A 19521-nucleotide genomic window follows, 5' to 3' on the forward strand; every position below is an offset into this window, starting at 1 on the left:
GGTCATGCCCGGCCCGGCCGGCCTGTATCGCGCCTCAGATTCGCCTCACGCCTGCCCGAGCCTCAGAGCCGCGCCGCCCGCTTGGGCGTCTCGTCCGCCTCCGTATCGACGGTCAGGGCGGCAGGAGTCCGGCGGGCCTCCCGGATCAGCAGCACGGCCGGGACCAGCCCCAGCAGCAGCGGGGTCGGCTCCAGGATGGCCGCGCCCACCACGCTCCACGCGGCCAGCCCCCAGCCGATGGACTGCGGCACCACGACACCGAGCCGGGCCAGATGGCAGACCAGGACGCCGAGCAGCAGCAGCGGTACGGCGAAGCTGGCGAGCACGATCCAGAACGCGCCGTTGGCCCCGCTCGGGTGGGCGAACTGCTCACGCGGCAGACCCCACAGGTCCCCGCGGAACCAGTCGTCCATGTGCCCCGTGTTCTGCGCCCCCATTCCCACCAGGTGCCCGATGCCCAGAACGACCAAGCTTCGTCCCGCCCAGAGCGTCCTCATGGCGGCCCCTTTCGAAACTCTTAGTTTCGGAACTGTCGGTACCATAACATGACCCCATGGGAAGACCGAGGGATACCCGGGTGGACGAAGCGATCCTGGCCGCGACCCGCGAACTGCTGGCGCGACATGGATACGCCGGTCTGACGGTGGACGCGGTCGCCGAACACGCCGGCATCGGGAAGGCGGCCATCTACCGCCGCTACGCCACCAAACAGGAGATGGTGTTCGCCGCCGCCGTGCACCGTTCCGACCTGGCGCCGCCGGCCGACACGGGCAGCCTCCGCGGCGACCTCACCCGTCTGGTCGAGGACATCGTCGCCACGCTCGGCAACCCGGCCGCCTCCTCGGCCGTCCTCGGCCTGCTCGCCGACCTCGGGGCCCCCTCCGCTCTCGCCGACCGCTTCCACGCGAGCTTTGTCACCAGCCAGCGCGCGGTCGTCGCCGAGCTGATGGACCGGGCGGTGGCCCGCGGCGAACTCGGCGCGCCCCCGGACGTCGACCTCGTCCACGCGCTGCTCGCCGGCCCGGTCTTCGCCACGCTCTATCTGCAGCGCCGCCGTCCGGACGGCCTGGCCGAACAGCTGGGCCGCATGGTCGCCGAAACGCTTCGCCTCGAGGATGGGGCGGTCGGCCACGGCGGACACACCACCGGGCAGGCCGGCGGGAGCGCCACCGCCTGAGCGGCCCCGCGCCCTCATCCGACGGCTTCCGCCTCTTTCCCGGCCCCGCTTCCCGGCCCCGCTTCCCGGCCCCGGATCGGCCGTCTCTCTTCCGTTCTTCCCCGTCGCGGTGTATCCGTCGCGCCCGCCCGCGGATCTGTGGAGGTGGAAGGCGGCACACGGCCGCCACGGCCTGCGGAGGGGGAGCGGGATTCGTGGAGGAACACAGGACGCCAGGGGCCGGGTGGCCGCGCATCGCCGTCGGCGTCGACCTGGTCGAGGTCGCCCGCGTCCGGTCGCTGCTGGAGGACAATGCCGCGGCCGAGACAGAGCTCTTCACCACCAGGGAGATCCGCTACTGCGCGGACAAGCGCAATCGGTACGCCCGCCTCGCGGCCAGGTTCGCGGCCAAAGAGGCCGCGTTGAAGGCGCTGGGCACGGGCCTCGGCCCGGGGATGCGGTGGACCGACGTCGAGGTGGTCAACGAACCCCTGGGCCGGCCCAGGCTGCGGCTGCACGGCACCGCCGCGCAGGCGGCCGGGGCGCCCGGCAGCTGGTCGGCCGAACTCTCCCTGACCCACACCGGTGACTACGCGATGGCGCAGGCGGTTCTCCTGCTCCCGCCGGCCGCCGACAAACCGGCCATGCGCCGGACGGCCACTGACGAAGGATCACCATGCGCTTCCATCTGATCGACCGGATCGACGCCCTCGATCCCCATCGCTCGGTCTCCGCCCGCAAGCTGACCTCCCGTCAGGAAGAGTTCTGGCGCGACGAGGGGCGCGGCCCGGAGATGCCGGCCCCGCTCGTCCTTGAGGCCCTGTGCCAGGCAGGCACCTGGCTGATCATGGGATCCACCGGGCTGCGCCGCCGGGCCGCGCTGCTGTCCGCCGACTCCGTCTCCTTCCAGGGGGCGGTGCGCCCCGGAGACGTCCTGGTGATGTCCGGCCGGGTGGAGTCGTTCGGGGACGACACCGCCGTGCTCAGCGGCACGGTCACGGTCGGCGGCCGCACCGTGCTGAGCGCCGACGCCATCATGTGCGCCCTCATCCCCACCGAAGACCTGGAGGATCCGCAAGACGTACGGCGGATGTACGACCGGCTGACGCGTGGCGCGAGGATCACCGGCGGCGCGCTCAAGGAGGCCGTCGCATGAGGCGCGTGGCGATCACCGGCATCGGCGCGGTCACCCCCGTCGGCCTGGACGCGAGCGCCACCTGGTCCGCCCTCGCCGCCGGGCGCAGCGGCGTGAGCCGCCTGGAGACCTTCGATGCGAGCACCTTCCCGGTCCGGATCGCCGGTCAGGTCAAGGGGTTTGTGCCGGAGCGGGCGCTGCCCGACCCGCGCGAGCGCAGGCATCTGTCCCGGGCCGCCCTGTTCGCGCTCGCCGCGACCCGCGAGGCGCTGCGCGACGCGGGGGACGGCTGGCAGGACACCGACCCCTACCGGCGCGGCGCGGCCGTCGGCGGCACGGTGGGACGTCCCGAGCTCCAGGAGCTGGTGGACATGTCCCATCTGCTGGAGTCCACCGGGCAGCGGGAGTTCTACCGCCAGGCGCCCGGCGACGTTCTGCTCCGCGACCAGAACGTGGGCGCGGTGGCCGTCGCCCGGGCCGGCGGCTGCCAGGGTCCGCTGATCAGTGTGAGCACGGCGTGTGCCGGGTCGGCCCACGCCGTCGGTGAGGCCTTCCGCCGGATCCAGGAAGGCGAGTGCCGGATGATGCTCGCCGGCGGCTTCGACGCGCTGACCACCTGGATGGACGTGGTGGGTTTCTCCCTCCTGGGCGCCGTGACCGACCGCTGGAACCATGACCCGCGGCGGGCCTCCCGCCCCTTCGACGCCCAGCGCTCCGGCTTCGTCCTGGGCGAGGGCGCGGTCATCGCCGTCCTGGAGGACTGGGAGAGCGCCCGGGCGCGCGGCGCCCGGATCCACGCCGAGCTCCTCGGCTATGGCTCCACGCTCAACGCCTACCGGATCACCGACTCACCGCCCGACGGCGGCGGGGCCATCGGCGCCATGCAGGACGCGCTCACCGAATCACGCCTCGACCCGTCCGCCGTCGACTATGTGGCCGCTCACGGCACGGGCACACCGGGGAACGACATCAGCGAGACCACCGCCATCAAGAAGGTGTTCGGCTCGCACGCACGGGAGCTGTCGATCAGCTCTCCCAAGTCCATGACCGGACACCTCACGTCGGCCGCGGCGGGGGTGAACCTCATCGCCGCGCTCGGCGCGCTGCGCGAGGGCGTGGTGCCGCCCACGGTCAACCTCGACCACCCTGACCCCAAGCTCGACCTCGACTATGTGCCGAACGTGGCGCGCCGCCGCCCGGTGCGGGCCGCGCTGGTGAACGCCTTCGCCTTCGGCGGCACCAACGCCTCTTTCGTCCTCGGCCCCGGCGACGCGCGGCCCCACGACGGCACACGGTCCGAACAGGAAGGCAGGACAGCCGCATGACCGCGCTCGACGAGATCGTCGCGGTGTTCCCGGGGCTGCGGGCCACGGCTTTCACCAACGTCCCGCACACCCTCCCGGTCCTCGACACCCACTTCCCACGCTTTCCCGTGCTGCCCGGAGTGCTGATCCTCGACACGCTCGCCCAGGTCGCCGCCGTGGCGCTCGGGGCGGCCGGCGAGGGTCAGGAGCGATGGGGGCTGGCGGAGGCGCGGCGGATCCGCTTCCGCCACTACGTCACCCCCGGCGACCGGATGGAGACCACTGTGGACATCGCCGAGGTCACCGGGGACACCGCGCTGTGCACCGGCACCGTGCGGGTGGACGGCCGTTCGGTCACCACCGTGCGCGTCCTGCGCATGGCGCGCCGCACCCCGCAGGACGCCCCGGCAGCGAGCGAGGGGACACCGGCGTGAAGCGTGTTGTGATCACCGGCGTCGGGCTGCTCACCGCGCTCGGCAAGGGGCACCGGGAGACCTGGCGGAGCCTGCTGGAGGGAGAGACCGCGATCGGTCCCATCCGGGGCTTCGACCCGGCGTCCTTCCGCACCCGACTCGCCGCGGAGATCGAGGACTTCCAGCCCACCGAATACGCCCACCGGCGTGCCCTGCGCACCACGACCCGCAACGACCGGCTCGCCATCGCCGGCGCGGCCCTCGCCGTCCGGGACGCGGGCCTGGACTTCGCCGAGTACGACCCCGAGCGGGCCGCGGCCTTCGTCGGCGGCAACAAGGAAATCTCCAACCCCGAGCATCTGCTGACCGGCAGCCTGGCAGCCCGCACGCCCGACGGCCGCGCCGACCTCGCCCTGCTCGGCGAGCGGGCCTCATCCGCCTTCTACCCGCTGTACTACGTGGAAGGGCTCCAATCCGCCGCGCTCTACCACCTCTCGGCCGCCTACGGACTCAAGGGGCCGAACGCCTACTTCCACGGGACGGCGGACGCCGGCGCCACCGCCATCGGGCGCGCCTACCGCTCCATCCGGCGCGGCGAGTCACAGGTGGCGCTCGCCGGCGGCTGCGATGACGCGGCCTCATGGTGGGTGACCTCCAAGATGGACGGCCTGGGAGTCCTCAGCACCCGCAACGACCTGGGCGCCCAGGCCTTCCGGCCGTACGACGCGGACCGGTCCGGCTCGGTGCTCGGTGAGGGGGCGGCGTTCCTGGTGCTGGAGGAGCGCGAGGCGGCGCTCCGCCGCGGCGCCCACCTCTACGCCGAGATCCGCGGCTTCGGCTCCACGCTGGACAGCGCCCGGCTGCTCACCCCCGCCGAGGACGGTGCGCCGCTCGCCGCGGCGATGAGCCACGCCCTGGAGGAGGCGCGGACACCGCCCGAGGACGTGGACTACATCGCCACGCACGGCTGCGCCACCCGGCTGGGCGACGCCAGCGAGGCATGCGCCCTGCGGCGGACGTTCACCGCGCCGAACCGTCGGCCGGTGGCCAGCAGCGTCAAGCCCGCGACCGGCCACCTGGTCGCCGCCGCCGGCGCGTTGAACGCCGCGGTGTGCGCACTGGCCATCGACGGGGGCGCGGTGCCCCCGACGCTCAATCTCGACCGGCCCGACCCGGCCTGCCAGGGGCTGGACTGGGTTCCCGGACAGGCCCGGGAGCTGCCGGTGCGCCATGCGCTGGCGCTGGCGCGCGGCCTGGAAGGACAGCAGGTCGCCCTGGCACTCACCGCCCCGGGGGACCGGTGACACGCCGCGCCGACGACCGCGTCGGCAGCACAGCAGACATCGGCAGCACAGCAGACAAAGGAGGGGTGCCGATGGCCAGGCGGAACAAACGGGGACGTGCGACGAGGACCGTCACCACGGTGGCCGTGGTGGGCACCGGGGCGCTGACCTCCCAGGGGGCGGGAGCGGCGGCGCTGTGGGAGGGCGCCCGGGCCGGCCGGGTCGCTATCCGGCCCGTCCAGCACATCGATATGCGGGGGCTCGCCACCAAGCTCGGTGGTGAGGTCGAGGGGGCGCGGACCGCGCCGCGCGGCTATCGCAGGCCCAAGGGCCACCGCGAGCGGGCGCTCGACCTGGCCCTGGCCGCCGCCGAGGAGGCGCTGGCCGCCCTGGCGGAACTGCCCGAGGGGACGGTGGCACCGACCCGCTTCGGGCTGGTGCTGGGCACCTGCAACGCCGGACTGCTCTCCGCACGGGCCTGGCTGGACGCGGCGCACCGGGGCGCGGCCCCCGACCCCAGGCTGCCGCTGCTGGCCACGCCCCAGGCGCTCGCCGAGTCGGTGGCCGCCGCGTACGGACTGCGCGGCCCGGTCCTCGCGGTCAACACCGCCTGCGCCTCCGGGGCGAACGCCATCGGGCTCGGCGCGGACCTGGTGCGACAGGGCCGGGCGGACGCGGTGCTGGCGGGGGGCACCGACGCCTTCTCGGATGTCGTCTTCGCCGGGTTCAACGCCCTGGAGTCGCTGTCGCCCGAGCCCGCCGCGCCGTACTCGGCCGACCGGCAGGGCCTTTCGCTGGGCGAGGGCAGCGGCATGGTGCTGCTGGTGTCCACCGAATTCGCGGCGGCGTACGGACTGCGCCCGCTGGCCGAAGTCGCCGGCTACGGCCTGTCCGCCGACGGCTATCACGTCACCGCACCACACCCCGAGGGCGCCGGAGCGGCCCGGGCGATCGACTCGGCGCTGCGCCGGTCCGGTGTCGCGCCCGAGGACATCGGCTATGTCAACGGTCATGGCACCGGCACGCCCAAGAACGACCCGGCGGAGTCCGCCGCCATCGCCCGGGCGCTCGGTGAGAGCGCCGCGCGCACCCCGGTCAGCAGCACCAAGTCCGTCATCGGCCATCTGCTCGGCGCGGCTGGGGCGGTGGAGGCCATCGTCACCGCACACGCCCTGGACGAACAACTGGCCCCGCCCACCGCCGGATACACCCGGGCGGCCCCCGAGTGCCCGCTCGACTATGTGCCCGGTGCGGCGCGACCGCTGCACACCGACGCCGCGCTCTCCAACAACTTCGCCTTCGCCGGGGCCAACGCCGCCCTGGTGCTCACCCGCCCCGGCACCCACACCCCGCCCGTCCCCGACTGGGACCGTGTGGTGGTCACCGGAGTGTCGGTGCTCGGGCCGGCCGGCGACGGGATCCAGGCGGCGCGCCGCGCGCTGCGGGCCGGCCAGGAGGCCGGCTCCCTGGAGGGCGGGCTGCGGCTCGGCCGCGTGGCGCTGGGCGACGAGGAGATCGCCCCGTATCTGACCCGGCGTCAGCGCCGCCGGATGGACCGGCTCGCGGTGCTCTCCATCGTGGCCACCGCCAAGGCACTGGCCGACGCCGGGCTGTCCGCCGACGAGAGCGTCGGGGTGGTCTTCGGCACCGGCACGGGCCCCATGGAGGCCATGGAGAAATTCGTCCTCCCGCTGCTGGAGGAGGGCGCCGCGGCCGCCGACCCGAGCGTCTTCCCGAACACGGTCTACAACCAGGCGGCCGGACAGGTGGCCACCCACCTCGGGCTGCGCGGCCCCACCTCCACCCTGTCGGTGGGCCACGCCACCGGCGCGGCCGCCGTCGCGTACACGGCGGATCTGCTGGCCGCCGGACACGCGGACGCGCTGGTGTGCACGGTCACCGACACGCTCACCGAGCAGGTCGCCCGCGCCTATACGGCCACCGGCGCGGCCTCAACCCGCCCACCCGGCGCACCGGCCGACGGCCGCTTCACCCTCGCCGAAGGCAGCGTGGCCTTGGTCATGGAGCGGCTTTCGGCGGCCCGGGCGCGCGGCGCCACGGTGCTCGGCGAGGTCCTGGGCCACGGCATGGCCTCCGACGCCAGCCGGGCCCGGCTGTGGGACCCGCACGGCCGAGGAGTGGAGCTGGCCATGCGCCGTGCGCTCGCCGACGCCGGTCTTACGCCGCGGGACGTGGGTGGGGTGTGGCTGTCGGCCGCTGGGCTGACCGCGGCCGACCGGGCCGAGAGCGCGGCCGTGGAGCGGGTGTTCGGCAGCGACGCCGCACCGCCGGGCCATGCGCCCAAGAGCGTGCTGGGCGAGCCGATGGGGGTCGGCGGCGCGCTGTGCCTCGCACTGTCCCTGTGGTCGGGGGACACCCGGCCCGCCGCCCCCGCGGTGGTCAACAGCTCCTCGCTCGGCGGCAGTCATGTCTCCCTGGTGGTCGCCCCGGGCGACCCGCACGGGACCGGTGACCCCGGTGGCCCGGACAACGACGAAGGAGTAAGCCAGTGAAGCTCTCAGGACAGATCGCCCTGGTGACCGGAGGTTCCCGCGGCATCGGCGCGGCGATCTGCCGCCGCCTCGCGGCGGAAGGGGCCTCGGTCGCCGTCAACTACCGCTCCTCCGAGGGCGAGGCCAAGGAGGTGGTCCGCTCCATCGAGGAGACCGGCGGCACCGCCCTGGCGGTCCGCGGCGATGTGTCCGACCACACCGAGGCCGCGGCGGTGGTGCGGCGGGTCACCGAGGAACTGGGCGATCTGCACATGCTGGTGAACAACGCCGGCGTCGCCAAGGACGCCCTCATCTACAACATGGCGCCGGACGACTGGCTGGACGTCATGCGGATCAACTTCGGCGGCGTCTTCAACTGCACCCAGGCGGTTCTGCCGCACTTCATGGCCAAGGGCGAGGGCGTCATCGTCAATGTGTCCTCGGTGATGGGAGAGCGCGGCTGGGTGGGGGAGTCCAACTACGCCGCGTCCAAAGGCGCGGTCAACGCCTTCACCCGCTGCTGCGCCATGGAATCGGCCCGCTTCGGCATCCGGGTGAACGCCGTGCTGCCCGGCTTCTCGCCCACCGAGCTGGTGGCGGGGCTCACGGAGGGGGCCACCGGCAAGGGGATCCGCCGCCAGATACCGCAGCGCAGGTTCGGAACGGTCGAGGAGATCGCCGACGTGGTGTGCTTTCTGGCGGGCCCCGAGTCGAGCTATATGACCGGCTCGCTGGTCACCGTGGATGGTGGGGCGATGACCGCGCTGGGCCTCGGACGCCCCAACTAGGCCGCTTCCCGGCCAGGTGTATCCGGACCGGACCGCGGCGGATCTGTAGGGGTGTGAGAGCGGGGGCGCCGCGTCGAGACAGCGCCCGACCGTCCCCGATCCCCCCGCCGACTCACAGTACTCAACCGTCACAGCACTCAACCGTCACAGCACTTATTCGTCACAGCACTTATTCGTCACTGCCACAGGAGAGACCCTCACATGGACCGTACCCAGATCAGCGAAGCCGTCCAGAAGGCCGTTGTCGAGGCGGTGGGCGCCGAGCCGGAGGAGGTCGTTCCAGAGGCCACCCTGCTCGACGAGCTCGGGGCCGAGTCGATCGACCTGCTCGACATCCTCTTCCGCCTGGAGCGCTCGATCGGCGTCAAGATCCAGGCCGCCCAGCTCGCCGAGTATGTCCAGGGCGGTATCCCGGACGACGAGTTCGGCGACGAGAACGAGATCATCACCGAGCGCGGGCTGGCCCAGCTCAAGCGGGTGATGCCGCAGATCGATGTGGCCGGGCTGTCCGGCCGGCTCCAGGCCACCCAGGTCATGGGCCTGTTCACAGTGGACAACCTGGTTGATCTGGTGGTCACCCAGGTCGAGGCGGCCGCCGCCACCGCGGCCGCGTGAGGGGACCACGGTGACCGCGATCCATATCGTCGGTACCGGCGGCTACCAGCCGGGCGATCCCATACCCACCAGTGAGATCGCCCGGCTCGCCGGCCCACTGCCCGAGGACGTCCTCCAGGGCCTGTCCATCGAGCGTCGTTACTGGATGATCGACCCCGCAACCGGCGAACACCGGGAGAACAACTCGGACATGGCCTACAAGGCCGCCGTGCGGGCCCTGGACTCGGCCGGGGTCGAGCCCGGCGAGATCGACCTAATGATCCTGGCCACCGGCACCCCGGACTACCCGCTGCCGCCGCTGGTCAACTTCGTCCAGGACCGTCTGGGGCTGGAGCGGTGCGCGACCTTGGAGATCCGCTCCGGCGGTGCGGGCGTGGTGCAGGCCCTGGACATCGCGCGGATGTATCTGGCCGCCGGGGTGCACACCACCGCGCTGGTCATCGGCAGCGAGGCGATCTCGCCGGTGCTCGCTCCGATCTTCCTGGGCAAGGACCCGGAAGCCATCCGGATGCGCGACCGTATGCCGCTGTACATGTTCGGCGACGGGGCGGGGGCCATGGTGCTACGGGCGCAGGACGCGCCCGGCGGGCTGCGCGGCGCGGCCTCCGCCTGCATCGGCGGCGGACGCAAGCCTGGCATCCACTCCGTCGGAGGCGGCACCCACGCCCCGATCCATGAGCAGTTGAAGGCCAAGCGGCTGGTCGACCTGAAGGTCGATGTCGTGGGGGCGGGCGACTTCACCCCGGTCATGGTGACCGAGGCGATCCGCGCCACGCTGGCCCGCGCCGGCCTGGCCGTGGACACGGTCGATCTGTGCCTGGTGCCGGAGGGCAATGTCGGCTGGATGCTCGACTCGCTGCGCGAGGCGGGCTTGGACACCACTGAGTGGAAGGCCCTCGACGGCAAGATCATCGACAGCCTATCCACCATGGGGGCGGTCGGCTGTGCCGCGGTCCCGCTCTTCCTGGACGACGCATGGCGCAGCGGCCGGGTCAAGCCCGGGGACCGGATCATGCTGGTCGGGGTGGAGAGCACCAAGTGGATCTACGCGGGCGCGGTCGTGGACTGGACAGCCGAGGCCCCGGCCTGAGACCGCAAGCCGACGACACAGGGGGCGTGACACCCATGGAGACCGCATCGGCCACCACCTCGGCTTCACCACGATGGCGATCCATCACCCAGCAGCAATTCCGACAGGTCATGGGCCAGTTCCTCACCGGTGTCACGATCGTTACGGCGCGGGCCGAGGACGGTCCGCACGGCACCACCGTCAACTCATTCGCCTCGCTGTCCCTCGATCCACCGCTGATCATGATCTGTCTGCGGGCCGGCTCGCGCACCGGCGCGGTGGTCGCGGCGGCCGGAGCGTTCGCCGTGAACATCCTCAGCCGGGGTCAGGCGGAGCTCGGCGCCCGGTTTGCGGCCTCCGGCCGTCCGTCGGGCCATGAGGCGTTCGCCGGCATCCCGCACCATCTGGGCGCAAGCGGTGCTCCGGTCCTCGCCGGCACGCTCGCGCATCTCGAATGCCGGGTCAGGAAGACGGTCGCCGCGGGGGACCACACCCTCTTCATCGCCGAGGTGTTCGATCTCGACGCGGGCCCGGAATTCCTGGATATTCCCCCGCTCGCCTTTCACCAGGGGCGCTTTCTCACCATTCCTTGACAGAGCACGGGGGCCGTGCGGGACACCGCGCACGGCCCCCGTGTCTTTGCCTCGGCATCACGCCTCGCCCGTCAATTGAGGAGTTCTCATGAGCGCGATCGCCTTTCTCTTTCCCGGCCAGGGCTCCCAGCGCGTCGGAATGGGACATGATCTTGTCGCACGCCACCCGGAGCTGCTGGACCGCTACTACCGGCCGGCCGACGAACTGCTGGGATTCCCGCTCTCCCGGCTGTGCTGGGAAGGCCCCCTGGAAGAGCTGCGGGACACCCGTATCACCCAGCCCGCCGTCTTTCTGACCAGCCTCGTCACCCTGGATGTGCTGCGCTCACGCGGCATCGAACCGGCGCTTGTCGCCGGGCACAGCCTGGGGGAGTACACGGCCCTGGTGTGCGCGGGGGTGCTCGACTGGCGCGATGCGCTGCGGCTGGTCCGGCGGCGCGGCGAGCTCATGGCCGCGGTCAACGAACGGACCCCGGGCGCCATGGCGGCGGTGATCGGGCTCGGTGCCCCGGCCGTGGAGAAGCTGTGCGCCTCGGTGGGGGCCGAGGAGGGCGGGGTGGTCGAGGTGGCCAACTACAACGAGCCCGGACAGCTGGTGATCTCCGGCACGGCCGCCGCCGTTCGGGCGACGGCGGCCGCGGCAAAGGAGGCCGGGGCGCAGAAGGTGGTGATCCTCGATGTGGGCGCACCCTTCCACTGCAGTCTGATGCGGGATGTGGAGGCGGCATTCCGGGCCGACTTGGAGGCGGTCACCTTTCACGAGCCGCGCATTCCGGTCGTGGCCAATGTGACCGCCGGATATGTGCGCGGCGCGGACGGGGCGGTGGACGGGCTGCGCCGCCAGCTCGCCGGGTCGGTCCGCTGGACGGAGACACTGGAGCGGCTGGCGGCGGACGGTGCCACGGCCTTTGTCGAAGTCGGGCCGGGGAAAGTGCTCACCGGCTTCGCCCGTGCGACCCTGCCGGAGATTCCGCAGTACGCCACGCGTGACGCACGCCAACTCGACCGGGCCATAAAAGCCCTGACGAGCAATGGTGAACCCGAACCCCCTGTTGTAGATTGAACCTCTGAATCTATAGGTGCACGACGGGCGCGGCTTTAGGACGCGCCCGCCGAGCGGGGGAGAAGGAGCCGGAACCATGGATCATGAGCAAGCGGAATTGCTGGGACGCCTGTCCGATGCTCTCGGTCCGGTGCCCAACAGCGTGCTGGAAAACGCGCGAGCAGTCTTCAGAGAAAACGCGTCTCGCCTTCCTGGTGCCGACGGGGATTCGGAAGACGAGGCGGTGGACCGGAAGGACCAGGTCCACGAGAACCGGACGGCCCATGCTTCTCCTGCGTAGACCGCCGGCTCACGGCGAAGGCCCGCAGACCGGCCGCCCTGATGCGGGAGGCGAGCACGGTGTCGCTCTTGTGGACGCGACCCTGATCCTGTAACAGCTTCTTCAAATGGGCCAGGCAGCGCGCACGCACCGGGCCCAGCGAGCCCCGCGGCATGCCGAGCGTCTCGCTGATCTCGTCGTACGACATGGGCGGATCGGTCACCAGCAGCCCCAGAAGGGCCTGGCACTTGGGCGACAGCGCACAGAACGCCGTCAGGACCTCGTCATCGCGCTCGCGGGCCAGTGCCACATCCTCCGGCAGCTCGCCGGCCACCTCCGGCCGGTCGAACGCCTCGGTGCCGCCGACCGGCACGCTGCGCCCCGACTTCTCCAGGTGCTTCAGGCTCTCCCGGCGGGCCGAGGTGGAAATCCACTGGGCCAGCCGCTCCGGCGACCGGAGCTTGTCCAGGTGCTGAACGACGCGCAGCCAGGTCGCCTGGCTGACATCGCCGCAGTCGGCCGGGCTCAGCCGGTGTGAGCGGGCGATCGCCCAGATCAGCGGCGCATACCGCTCCACGATCTGATTCCAGCAGTCCTGATCCCCGGCAAGACAGCCGTCCACCAGATCGTTCAATGACCGTGCGTACACGTATCCCCCCGTGAACTTTCTTTTTTGGCTCCCGGCTGAATAGGTTCGATCGACACCTATTACGCCGGTCCGCCGCAAGGTGACCGAAACTCAAATTCACCTCAGCTACGAGTGTTTACTATAGAGCGGCGCCGACTGTGCCTGTCAACCGTCTCCGGGGGGCTGTGGAAATGTTGACTGGCGGGTAGCCAGTCTACGATGGATGCGCCGGGGTGTGCGCCCCGGCGCGGCGTCCGATAGTCGATCCGGTCGCCGTGCGAATTTTGTTTCGAATATGCGTCCGGTGTATCTGAAGCTGACATTCCGCTATCTGTGAAGCGGGGTCACCGTGCCCGCCACACAGGCGCCATAGAGAGGAGCCACACGATGAGCGAGACCGTGAACGAGCGAGGCGGGATCCAGGGCGGGATCCGTGTCGCGCGCCTGGAGGATGTGCAGCCTGGCGAGATGACGACGGTCGAAGTGGAAGGCGTCAGGGTGCTTCTGGCGAACGTCGGAGGTACCGTCCGCGCCCTGCGCGACAGCTGCTCACATGAAGAAGCCCCCTTGTCAGAAGGGGAGTTGGACGGGGAGACCGTGGTCTGCCCCTGGCACTTCAGCAGCTTCTGCCTCCGCACGGGTGAGGCGCTGGAGATGCCCGCGGTGGACCCCGTAGAGGCCTACGCGGTCCACGTAGTGGACGGAGAAGTGTTCCTTTCTCGCCAGTGAACGCGGGGAACTGACGCGGGCGGCGTTCACTAAACGGAGGCGCTGTATCGTGTGCCTGAACGCCGGGTTTCTTGTCGAGCGGCGGAGTATCAGGGAGGGGGACGCGTGTCGCCAGGGGAAGCGCACGTCGCACCGTACTCACGGCGCGAGAGGCTGCGCATCGCGACCATCCGCGAGATCAAGGATGTCGCCCGGACGCTCCTGGTTCAGGAGGGCCCGGAGAACGTGACGATCCGGGCCATCGCCCGTGAGATGGGCATGACCGCGCCCGCCGTCTACCGCTACTTCAGCAGCCGTGACGCCCTGATCCTCCAACTGCGCGTGGACATCTTCGCCGAGATGGCCCGTTATATGCGTGGTGTGATCGGGCGGCTTCCCGAGTCGGAGCCCGCCCGCGGGCTGATCGGCGGGGCGAGAGCGCTGCGCGTCTGGGCCATCAAGCATCCCCATGAGTTCGGGCTCATACTCGGCCCCTGGGCCCCGGGCCTGGGCCGGGAGGAGACCAAGCCCGACCGGAACATGGGCTGGGTCTTCGGTTCGGTGTTCTCCGATCTGATCTCGGACCTGTGGCGGGTGCGGGGCTTCCCCGCCCCCAAGGAGGAGGAGCTCGACCCCGGGCTCGTACGGGCGCTTGTCGAGCTCAGCGAGGACCAGGGCGTCGAGATGCCCCCGGGCGCGCTCGCCGTGATGCTCCGCTGCTGGGTGCGGCTGTACGGGGTGATCTCGATGGAGGCCCTCGGCCATATGTCCTTCGCCCTGCAGGAGGGGAAGTCCTTCTTCGAGTTCGAGCTGCGCAACCTCTGTCTGATGCTGGACATCGAGGAGTTCTACGAGGAGGACACGGCCCAGGGGGCCTAGGGGATCCATGGACGATCACCTAGGGGATCACCTAGGGCCCCCTCGGGGTACATCGCGGCACGTTTGTACACCGAGAGGCGTAAGCTGTACCGGTGCCCATCCGGGCACGCCGAACGTGTGTCGCTGTCCCCTGTGAGTGGGGTGCGGCGTCGAGCGCCCTTGACGTGGCGGGCGCGGCGTGTCCGCATCGTGTCGACCCTGGCAACCGGTGTAGAACGGGGGATGTGACGGCATTGGCTACCCGGCCCATCTCCAGCTCTCCCACAGGGCCCGGTCACCCGGGCCCGGGCGGAGACCTGGTCCTTGCCCGTACGCCTGGCTGTCCACGGTGACCGTGGAGGACGAGCGCAGCGGGTCCCATAGCACGTCCAGCGTTCCCCCCGACGGGCAGGAGGCCGCCCGGGCCGTACTCGACAAGGCCGCGCACGAGAACTTCCCCGTCGCCCCCTTCTTCCTTCCCCGCGCCTGGCGGGCCGACCTCATGGCGATCTACGGCTACGCCCGTCTGGTCGACGACATCGGTGACGGCGACCTTCCCCCCGGCGGCTCCGACGCGGAGCTGCTGGGCCTCGACCGCGACCGGGCCGACGACCCGCTCGCGATGCTCGACGCGTTCGAGAAGGACCTGCGGCGCGTCTTCGGCGAGCCGCCCGCTACGGGCAGCACCGGCGGCGTGTCCCCGGACCCCCGCCCCCGCCATCCGCTGCTGCGCGCGCTGCGCCCCACGGTCCGCCGCCACCGGCTGCCCCCCGAGCCGTTCCTCGGCCTGATCGAGGCGAACCGGCAGGACCAGCGGGTGCGCCGGTACGAAACCTATGAGGACCTGCTCGGCTACTGCGAGCTGTCCGCCAACCCCGTGGGCCGGCTGGTGCTCGGTGTGACCGGCACCACCAGTCCGGAGCGGGTCCGCCGCTCCGACGCGATCTGCACCGCGCTCCAGATCGTGGAACATCTGCAGGACGTGGCCGAGGACCTTCGCCGCGACCGCGTCTATCTGCCCGCCGAGGACATGAAGAGTTTCGGGGTGACGGAGACCGATCTCGCCGCGCCGACGGCCGGTGCCCCGGTGCGTGCCCTGATCGCCCATGAGGCGGCCCGCGTCGAAACCCTGCTGAATGAAGGGACCCCCCTCGTGGGTAGCGTCCACGGCAGGCTCAAGTGGTTGCTCGCCGGGTTCGTGGCAGGGGGACGGGCCGCTCTGAGGGCGGTCGCGGCCGCGGGATACGACGTACTGCCTGGACCGCCCAGACCCACCAAGCTCAGCCTGCTGCGCGAGGTGGGGGCGACACTGCGAAGAGAGGGGTGAGCCGGACCGTGACCGGAGCTCCGCACGCGTCCGCACCAGTGCTCGCGGCGTACCGGTACTGCGAGGCCGTGACCGGACAGCAGGCGCGTAACTTCGCGTACGGCATCAGGCTGCTGCCCACCGAGAAGCGCCGGGCGATGTCCGCGCTCTACGCCTTCTCGCGCCGCGTCGACGACATCGGGGACGGCCGCCTGGACGCCGACGCCAAGCGGGCGCGGCTGGCCGAGACCCGCGCCGTGCTCGACCGCATCAGGGACCGCGGGATCGAGGAGGACGACACCGACCCGGTCGCCGTCGCGCTCGCGCATGCCGCACGCCGCTTCCCGATCCCGCTGGGCGGGCTCGACGAGCTGATCGACGGCGTGCTGATGGATGTGGCCGGCCAGACCTATGAGACCTGGGACGACCTGAGGGCCTACTGCCGCTGTGTCGCGGGCGCCATCGGGCGGCTCTCCCTCGGCGTCTTCGGGACCGTGCGCGCCCCCGGGATGAGCGCCCGCGAGATCGAGCGCGCCCCCGAGTACGCCGATACGCTCGGCCTGGCCCTGCAGCTCACCAACATCCTCCGGGACATCCGCGAGGACGCCTCCGGCGGCCGCACCTATCTGCCCGCCGACGACCTCGCCAAGTTCGGCTGCCCGACGGGCATCCACGCCTCGGTCGCTCCGCCGGACGCCGACTTCACGGGACTGGTGCAGTTCGAGGTCCGCCGGGCCAGAGCCCTGTTCGCCGAGGGCTACAAGCTGCTGCCGATGCTGGACCGCCGCAGCGGCGCCTGCGTGGCCGCCATGGCCGGTATCTACCGCAGGCTCCTGGAGCGCATCGCCCGAGACCCGGAGGCCGTGCTGCGCGGCCGGGTCTCGCTCCCCGGCCGCGAGAAGGTGTACGTCGCCGTCCGCGGCCTGGCCGGGCTCGACGCCCGGGCCGCCGCCCGCCGCGCCGCCGGGGGACGGTCATGACCCTCCCGGCGGACCCGCATCCACGCCGCACAAGCCCAAGCCCAAGCCCAAGCCCAACCCCAACCCCAAGCTCAAACCCAAGCCCACACGTTGACCCGACCCCTCGCCCCCCGGCCGACCCCGGCCCGCGCGGTGCGGAGACGGCAGGCCGCCCCCTCGGGGCGGCCGCGCCGTCGCGGAAGCGGACAGGCGGTCCGGGCGCGGGCGGCGGCCGGTCGCGGGGGTCCGTGGTCGTCGTGGGCGGCGGGCTCGCGGGTACCACGGCGGCGCTCGCGCTCGCCGACGCCGGGCTGCGCGTGACGGTGCTGGAGGGGCGCCCCCGGCTGGGCGGGCTCGCCTTCTCCTTCCGTCGCCCGTCCCCCGTCGGCGAGCTGACCGTCGACAACGGCCAGCATGTGTATCTGCGCTGCTGCTCCGCCTACCGGTGGTTCCTGGACCGGGTCGGCGGCGCACGGCTCGCCCCGCTGCAGGGCAGGCTCGACGTGCCCGTCCTGGACGCCGACGGGCGGCCGGGACGGCGGCTCGGCCGGCTGCGCCGCGCCGCCCTGCCCGTACCGCTGCACCTGGCCGCGAGCCTCGCCACCTACCCGCACCTCTCGCTGGCCGAGCGCGCCCAGGTGGGGCGCGCCGCGCTCGCCCTGGGGCGACTCGACCCGGCCGACCCGGCCCTGGACGGGGTGGACTTCGGCGACTGGCTGCGCCGCCACGGACAGTCGCCGCGCGCCGTGGAGGCGCTGTGGGACCTGGTCGGGGTCGCCACGCTCAACGCCACCGCCCGTGACGCCTCGCTCGGCCTGGCCGCCATGGTCTTCAAGACCGGGCTGCTCTCCCACCCCGGCGCGGCCGACATCGGCTGGGCCCGCACCCCCCTCGGCGAGCTGCACGACACCCTCGCCGGCGCGGCCCTGGACAAGGCCGGCGTGACCTGCGAGCTGCGCGCGAAAGTGACCGCCGTCACCCGAACCGCCCAGGGCCGCTGGAGCGTGCACACGGCGGGCGGCGCGCCGCTGGAGGCCGACGCGGTGGTGCTGGCCGTACCGCAGCGCGAGGCATACGCACTGCTCCCCGAGGGCGCCCTGGACGCCCCGGACCGGCTGCTGCGCATCGGCACGGCGCCGATCCTGAACATCCATGTGGTTTACGATCGCAAAGTCATGCGCCGCCCCTTCTTCGCCGCGATCGGCACCCCCGTCCAATGGGTCTTCGACCGCACTGACGCCTCCGGCCTGGCGAAGCTCCCCGGGGCGGGGGACAGCCAGTATCTGGCGCTGTCCCAGTCCGCGGCGCACCAGGAGATCGAGCTCCCGGCCGCCGAGCTGCGCGCCCGCTATCTGCCGGAGCTGGAGCGGCTGCTGCCCGCCGCCCGCGGCGCCGCGGTGCGCGACTTCTTCGTCACCCGCGAGCGCACCGCGACCTTCGCCCCCACCCCCGGCGTCGGGCGGCTGCGCCCCGACGCCCCCACGAACGCGCCCGGCCTGTACCTGGCCGGGGCGTGGACCGCCACCGGCTGGCCCGCGACCATGGAGGGCGCCGTGCGCAGTGGGCTGTCCGCCGCCCGTACGGCCCTCCGCGACCTCGGCCGCCCGCATCGCGACCCGCCCCCTGCCTCCGGCCGGGGGATCCCCAAGGAGGCGGTATGAGCACCACCACACAGAACCAAGGAGAGACCGTGACCCCCGCGACCCCAGCAGTCGACACCGCAGGCGTGATCGCGCTGCTCGAGCGCGGACGCACGCTCGCCACGCCGGTGCTGCGCGCCGCCGTGGACCGACTGGCCTCGCCGATGGACACCGTGGCCGCCTACCACTTCGGCTGGATCGACGCCCAGGGCCGCCCGGCCGCGGGCGACGGCGGCAAGGCCGTCCGTCCGGCCCTCGCGCTGCTGTCCGCCGAGGTGGCGGGCCAGGCCGCCGAGGTGGGGGTGCCCGGTGCGGTCGCGGTGGAGCTGGTGCACAACTTCTCGCTGCTGCACGACGACCTGATGGACGGTGACGAGCAGCGCCGCCACCGCGACACCGTCTGGAAGGTGCACGGACCGGCGCAGGCCATCCTGGTCGGGGACGCGCTGTTCGCCCTGGCCGGGGAGATACTGCTCGAGCTGGGCACGGTGGAGGCCGGGCGCGCCACCCGCCGGCTCACCTCCGCGACCCGCAAGCTCATCGACGGCCAGGCCCAGGACATCAGCTACGAGCACCGCGAGCGGGTCACCGTCGCGGAGTGCCTGGAGATGGAGGGCAACAAGACCGGCGCGCTGCTCGCCTGTGCCGCCTCCATCGGTGCGGTCCTCGGCGGCGCCGACGACCGCACCGCCGACACCCTGGAGCGCTACGGCTACCACCTCGGGCTCGCCTTCCAGGCCGTGGACGACCTGCTCGGCATCTGGGGCGACCCCGACGCCACGGGCAAGCAGACCTGGAGCGATCTGCGCCAGCGCAAGAAGTCGTTGCCGGTGGTGGCCGCCCTCGACGCGGGCGGCGAGGCATCCGAGCGCCTGGCCCGGCTGCTCGCGGCCGACGCGAAGAAGACCGAGGCCGAGTTCGCGGACTTCGACGAGGAGGAGTTCGCCGCCCGCGCGGCCTTGATCGAGCAGGCCGGCGGCCGCGACTGGACGTCGCAGGAGGCCCGTCGGCAGCACGCCACCGCTGTCGCGGCGCTCGACCAGGTGGAGATGGAGGACCGGGTCCGGGCGCAGCTCATGGCGCTCGCCGATTTCGTCGTCGTACGAGAGAGATGATCGCTATCGACCGCATATAGCTCGCAGTCGCCGGCCGGCACCCACCCCGGGTGGCGGCCGCCGGGAGCCCCACGACGGCCGAGATGTCACACAGGAAAAAGGGGAGCCAAGACAGCGGCAACCCGCCAAACGCCCGA

General features: G+C 72.1%; 20 protein-coding genes. 18 read left to right on the forward strand and 2 right to left on the reverse strand.

Annotation, left to right across the window (positions count from 1 at the left end):
• Positions 1-62: 62 nt before the first annotated feature.
• Positions 63-497, reverse strand: coding sequence for a DUF6463 family protein (locus tag ACFV2X_RS53570; RefSeq protein ID WP_385631141.1), 435 nt, complete (start codon positions 495-497; stop codon positions 63-65).
• A 56-nt stretch (positions 498-553) separates the two neighbouring features.
• Here ACFV2X_RS53570 and ACFV2X_RS53575 point away from each other — a divergent pair, with 56 nt between their 5' ends.
• The 12 genes from ACFV2X_RS53575 (at position 554) to fabD (ending at position 11911) form a co-directional block, all read left to right on the forward strand.
• Complete coding sequence (locus tag ACFV2X_RS53575; protein WP_385631144.1) at positions 554-1177, forward strand: TetR/AcrR family transcriptional regulator; 624 nt, start codon at positions 554-556, stop codon at positions 1175-1177.
• A 194-nt stretch (positions 1178-1371) separates the two neighbouring features.
• Positions 1372-1848 (forward strand): holo-ACP synthase, encoded by a 477-nt coding sequence (acpS, locus tag ACFV2X_RS53580; RefSeq protein ID WP_385631146.1) that lies wholly within the window; start codon positions 1372-1374, stop codon positions 1846-1848.
• Positions 1833-2312, forward strand: coding sequence for a hotdog domain-containing protein (locus ACFV2X_RS53585; protein ID WP_385631149.1), 480 nt, complete (start codon positions 1833-1835; stop codon positions 2310-2312). Before acpS ends, ACFV2X_RS53585 begins: the two co-directional genes overlap by 16 nt.
• Positions 2309-3616: a beta-ketoacyl-[acyl-carrier-protein] synthase family protein gene (locus ACFV2X_RS53590; RefSeq protein ID WP_385631152.1), complete on the forward strand. Its 1308-nt coding sequence runs from the start codon at positions 2309-2311 to the stop codon at positions 3614-3616. Before ACFV2X_RS53585 ends, ACFV2X_RS53590 begins: the two co-directional genes overlap by 4 nt.
• Positions 3613-4029, forward strand: coding sequence for a 3-hydroxyacyl-ACP dehydratase FabZ family protein (locus tag ACFV2X_RS53595; RefSeq protein ID WP_385631153.1), 417 nt, complete (start codon positions 3613-3615; stop codon positions 4027-4029). Before ACFV2X_RS53590 ends, ACFV2X_RS53595 begins: the two co-directional genes overlap by 4 nt.
• Positions 4026-5312 (forward strand): beta-ketoacyl-[acyl-carrier-protein] synthase family protein, encoded by a 1287-nt coding sequence (locus ACFV2X_RS53600; RefSeq protein WP_385631156.1) that lies wholly within the window; start codon positions 4026-4028, stop codon positions 5310-5312. The genes ACFV2X_RS53595 and ACFV2X_RS53600 overlap by 4 nt, the downstream gene beginning before the upstream one ends.
• A gap of 71 nt (positions 5313-5383) precedes the next feature.
• Complete coding sequence (locus ACFV2X_RS53605) at positions 5384-7804, forward strand: beta-ketoacyl synthase N-terminal-like domain-containing protein (RefSeq protein WP_385631158.1); 2421 nt, start codon at positions 5384-5386, stop codon at positions 7802-7804.
• Complete coding sequence (locus tag ACFV2X_RS53610; RefSeq protein ID WP_089509137.1) at positions 7801-8571, forward strand: SDR family NAD(P)-dependent oxidoreductase; 771 nt, start codon at positions 7801-7803, stop codon at positions 8569-8571. Before ACFV2X_RS53605 ends, ACFV2X_RS53610 begins: the two co-directional genes overlap by 4 nt.
• 201 nt (positions 8572-8772) lie before the next feature.
• Entirely contained in the window at positions 8773-9186 is a 414-nt protein-coding gene (locus ACFV2X_RS53615; RefSeq protein ID WP_385631164.1) for an acyl carrier protein, read from the forward strand.
• 10 nt (positions 9187-9196) lie between these two features.
• Positions 9197-10276 (forward strand): 3-oxoacyl-ACP synthase III family protein, encoded by a 1080-nt coding sequence (locus ACFV2X_RS53620; RefSeq protein ID WP_385631166.1) that lies wholly within the window; start codon positions 9197-9199, stop codon positions 10274-10276.
• A 35-nt stretch (positions 10277-10311) separates the two neighbouring features.
• A complete protein-coding gene (locus tag ACFV2X_RS53625; protein WP_385631168.1) occupies positions 10312-10848 on the forward strand; it encodes a flavin reductase family protein in 537 nt (178 codons plus the stop codon).
• 88 nt (positions 10849-10936) lie between these two features.
• Positions 10937-11911, forward strand: coding sequence for an ACP S-malonyltransferase (gene fabD / locus ACFV2X_RS53630; protein WP_385631172.1), 975 nt, complete (start codon positions 10937-10939; stop codon positions 11909-11911).
• A gap of 167 nt (positions 11912-12078) precedes the next feature.
• Here the strand turns inward: fabD and ACFV2X_RS53635 are convergent, their stop codons facing one another.
• Complete coding sequence (locus ACFV2X_RS53635; RefSeq protein WP_014175191.1) at positions 12079-12804, reverse strand: RNA polymerase sigma factor; 726 nt, start codon at positions 12802-12804, stop codon at positions 12079-12081.
• A 381-nt stretch (positions 12805-13185) separates the two neighbouring features.
• Here ACFV2X_RS53635 and ACFV2X_RS53640 point away from each other — a divergent pair, with 381 nt between their 5' ends.
• The 6 genes from ACFV2X_RS53640 to ACFV2X_RS53665 all read left to right on the forward strand — a co-directional run bounded on the left by ACFV2X_RS53640 (position 13186) and on the right by ACFV2X_RS53665 (position 19384).
• Positions 13186-13527, forward strand: coding sequence for a Rieske (2Fe-2S) protein (locus tag ACFV2X_RS53640; protein WP_385631175.1), 342 nt, complete (start codon positions 13186-13188; stop codon positions 13525-13527).
• Positions 13528-13632: 105 nt separating this feature from the next.
• Positions 13633-14385 carry a TetR/AcrR family transcriptional regulator gene (locus ACFV2X_RS53645; RefSeq protein ID WP_089509144.1) on the forward strand — a complete coding sequence of 251 codons (753 nt, stop codon included), beginning with the start codon at positions 13633-13635 and terminating at the stop codon, positions 14383-14385.
• 334 nt (positions 14386-14719) lie between these two features.
• On the forward strand, positions 14720-15691 hold the full coding sequence (hpnC, locus tag ACFV2X_RS53650; protein ID WP_385631184.1) for a squalene synthase HpnC: 972 nt from the start codon (positions 14720-14722) through the stop codon (positions 15689-15691).
• A complete protein-coding gene (gene hpnD, locus ACFV2X_RS53655) occupies positions 15688-16650 on the forward strand; it encodes a presqualene diphosphate synthase HpnD (protein ID WP_385631178.1) in 963 nt (320 codons plus the stop codon). The genes hpnC and hpnD overlap by 4 nt, the downstream gene beginning before the upstream one ends.
• A gap of 227 nt (positions 16651-16877) precedes the next feature.
• Positions 16878-18290, forward strand: coding sequence for a hydroxysqualene dehydroxylase HpnE (gene hpnE, locus ACFV2X_RS53660; protein ID WP_385631180.1), 1413 nt, complete (start codon positions 16878-16880; stop codon positions 18288-18290).
• Positions 18287-19384 (forward strand): polyprenyl synthetase family protein, encoded by a 1098-nt coding sequence (locus tag ACFV2X_RS53665; RefSeq protein WP_385631182.1) that lies wholly within the window; start codon positions 18287-18289, stop codon positions 19382-19384. Before hpnE ends, ACFV2X_RS53665 begins: the two co-directional genes overlap by 4 nt.
• Positions 19385-19521 lie beyond the last annotated feature (137 nt).

Source organism: Streptomyces sp. NPDC059679 (assembly GCF_042734105.1).
In the GTDB taxonomy this organism is placed as follows: domain Bacteria; phylum Actinomycetota; class Actinomycetes; order Streptomycetales; family Streptomycetaceae; genus Streptomyces.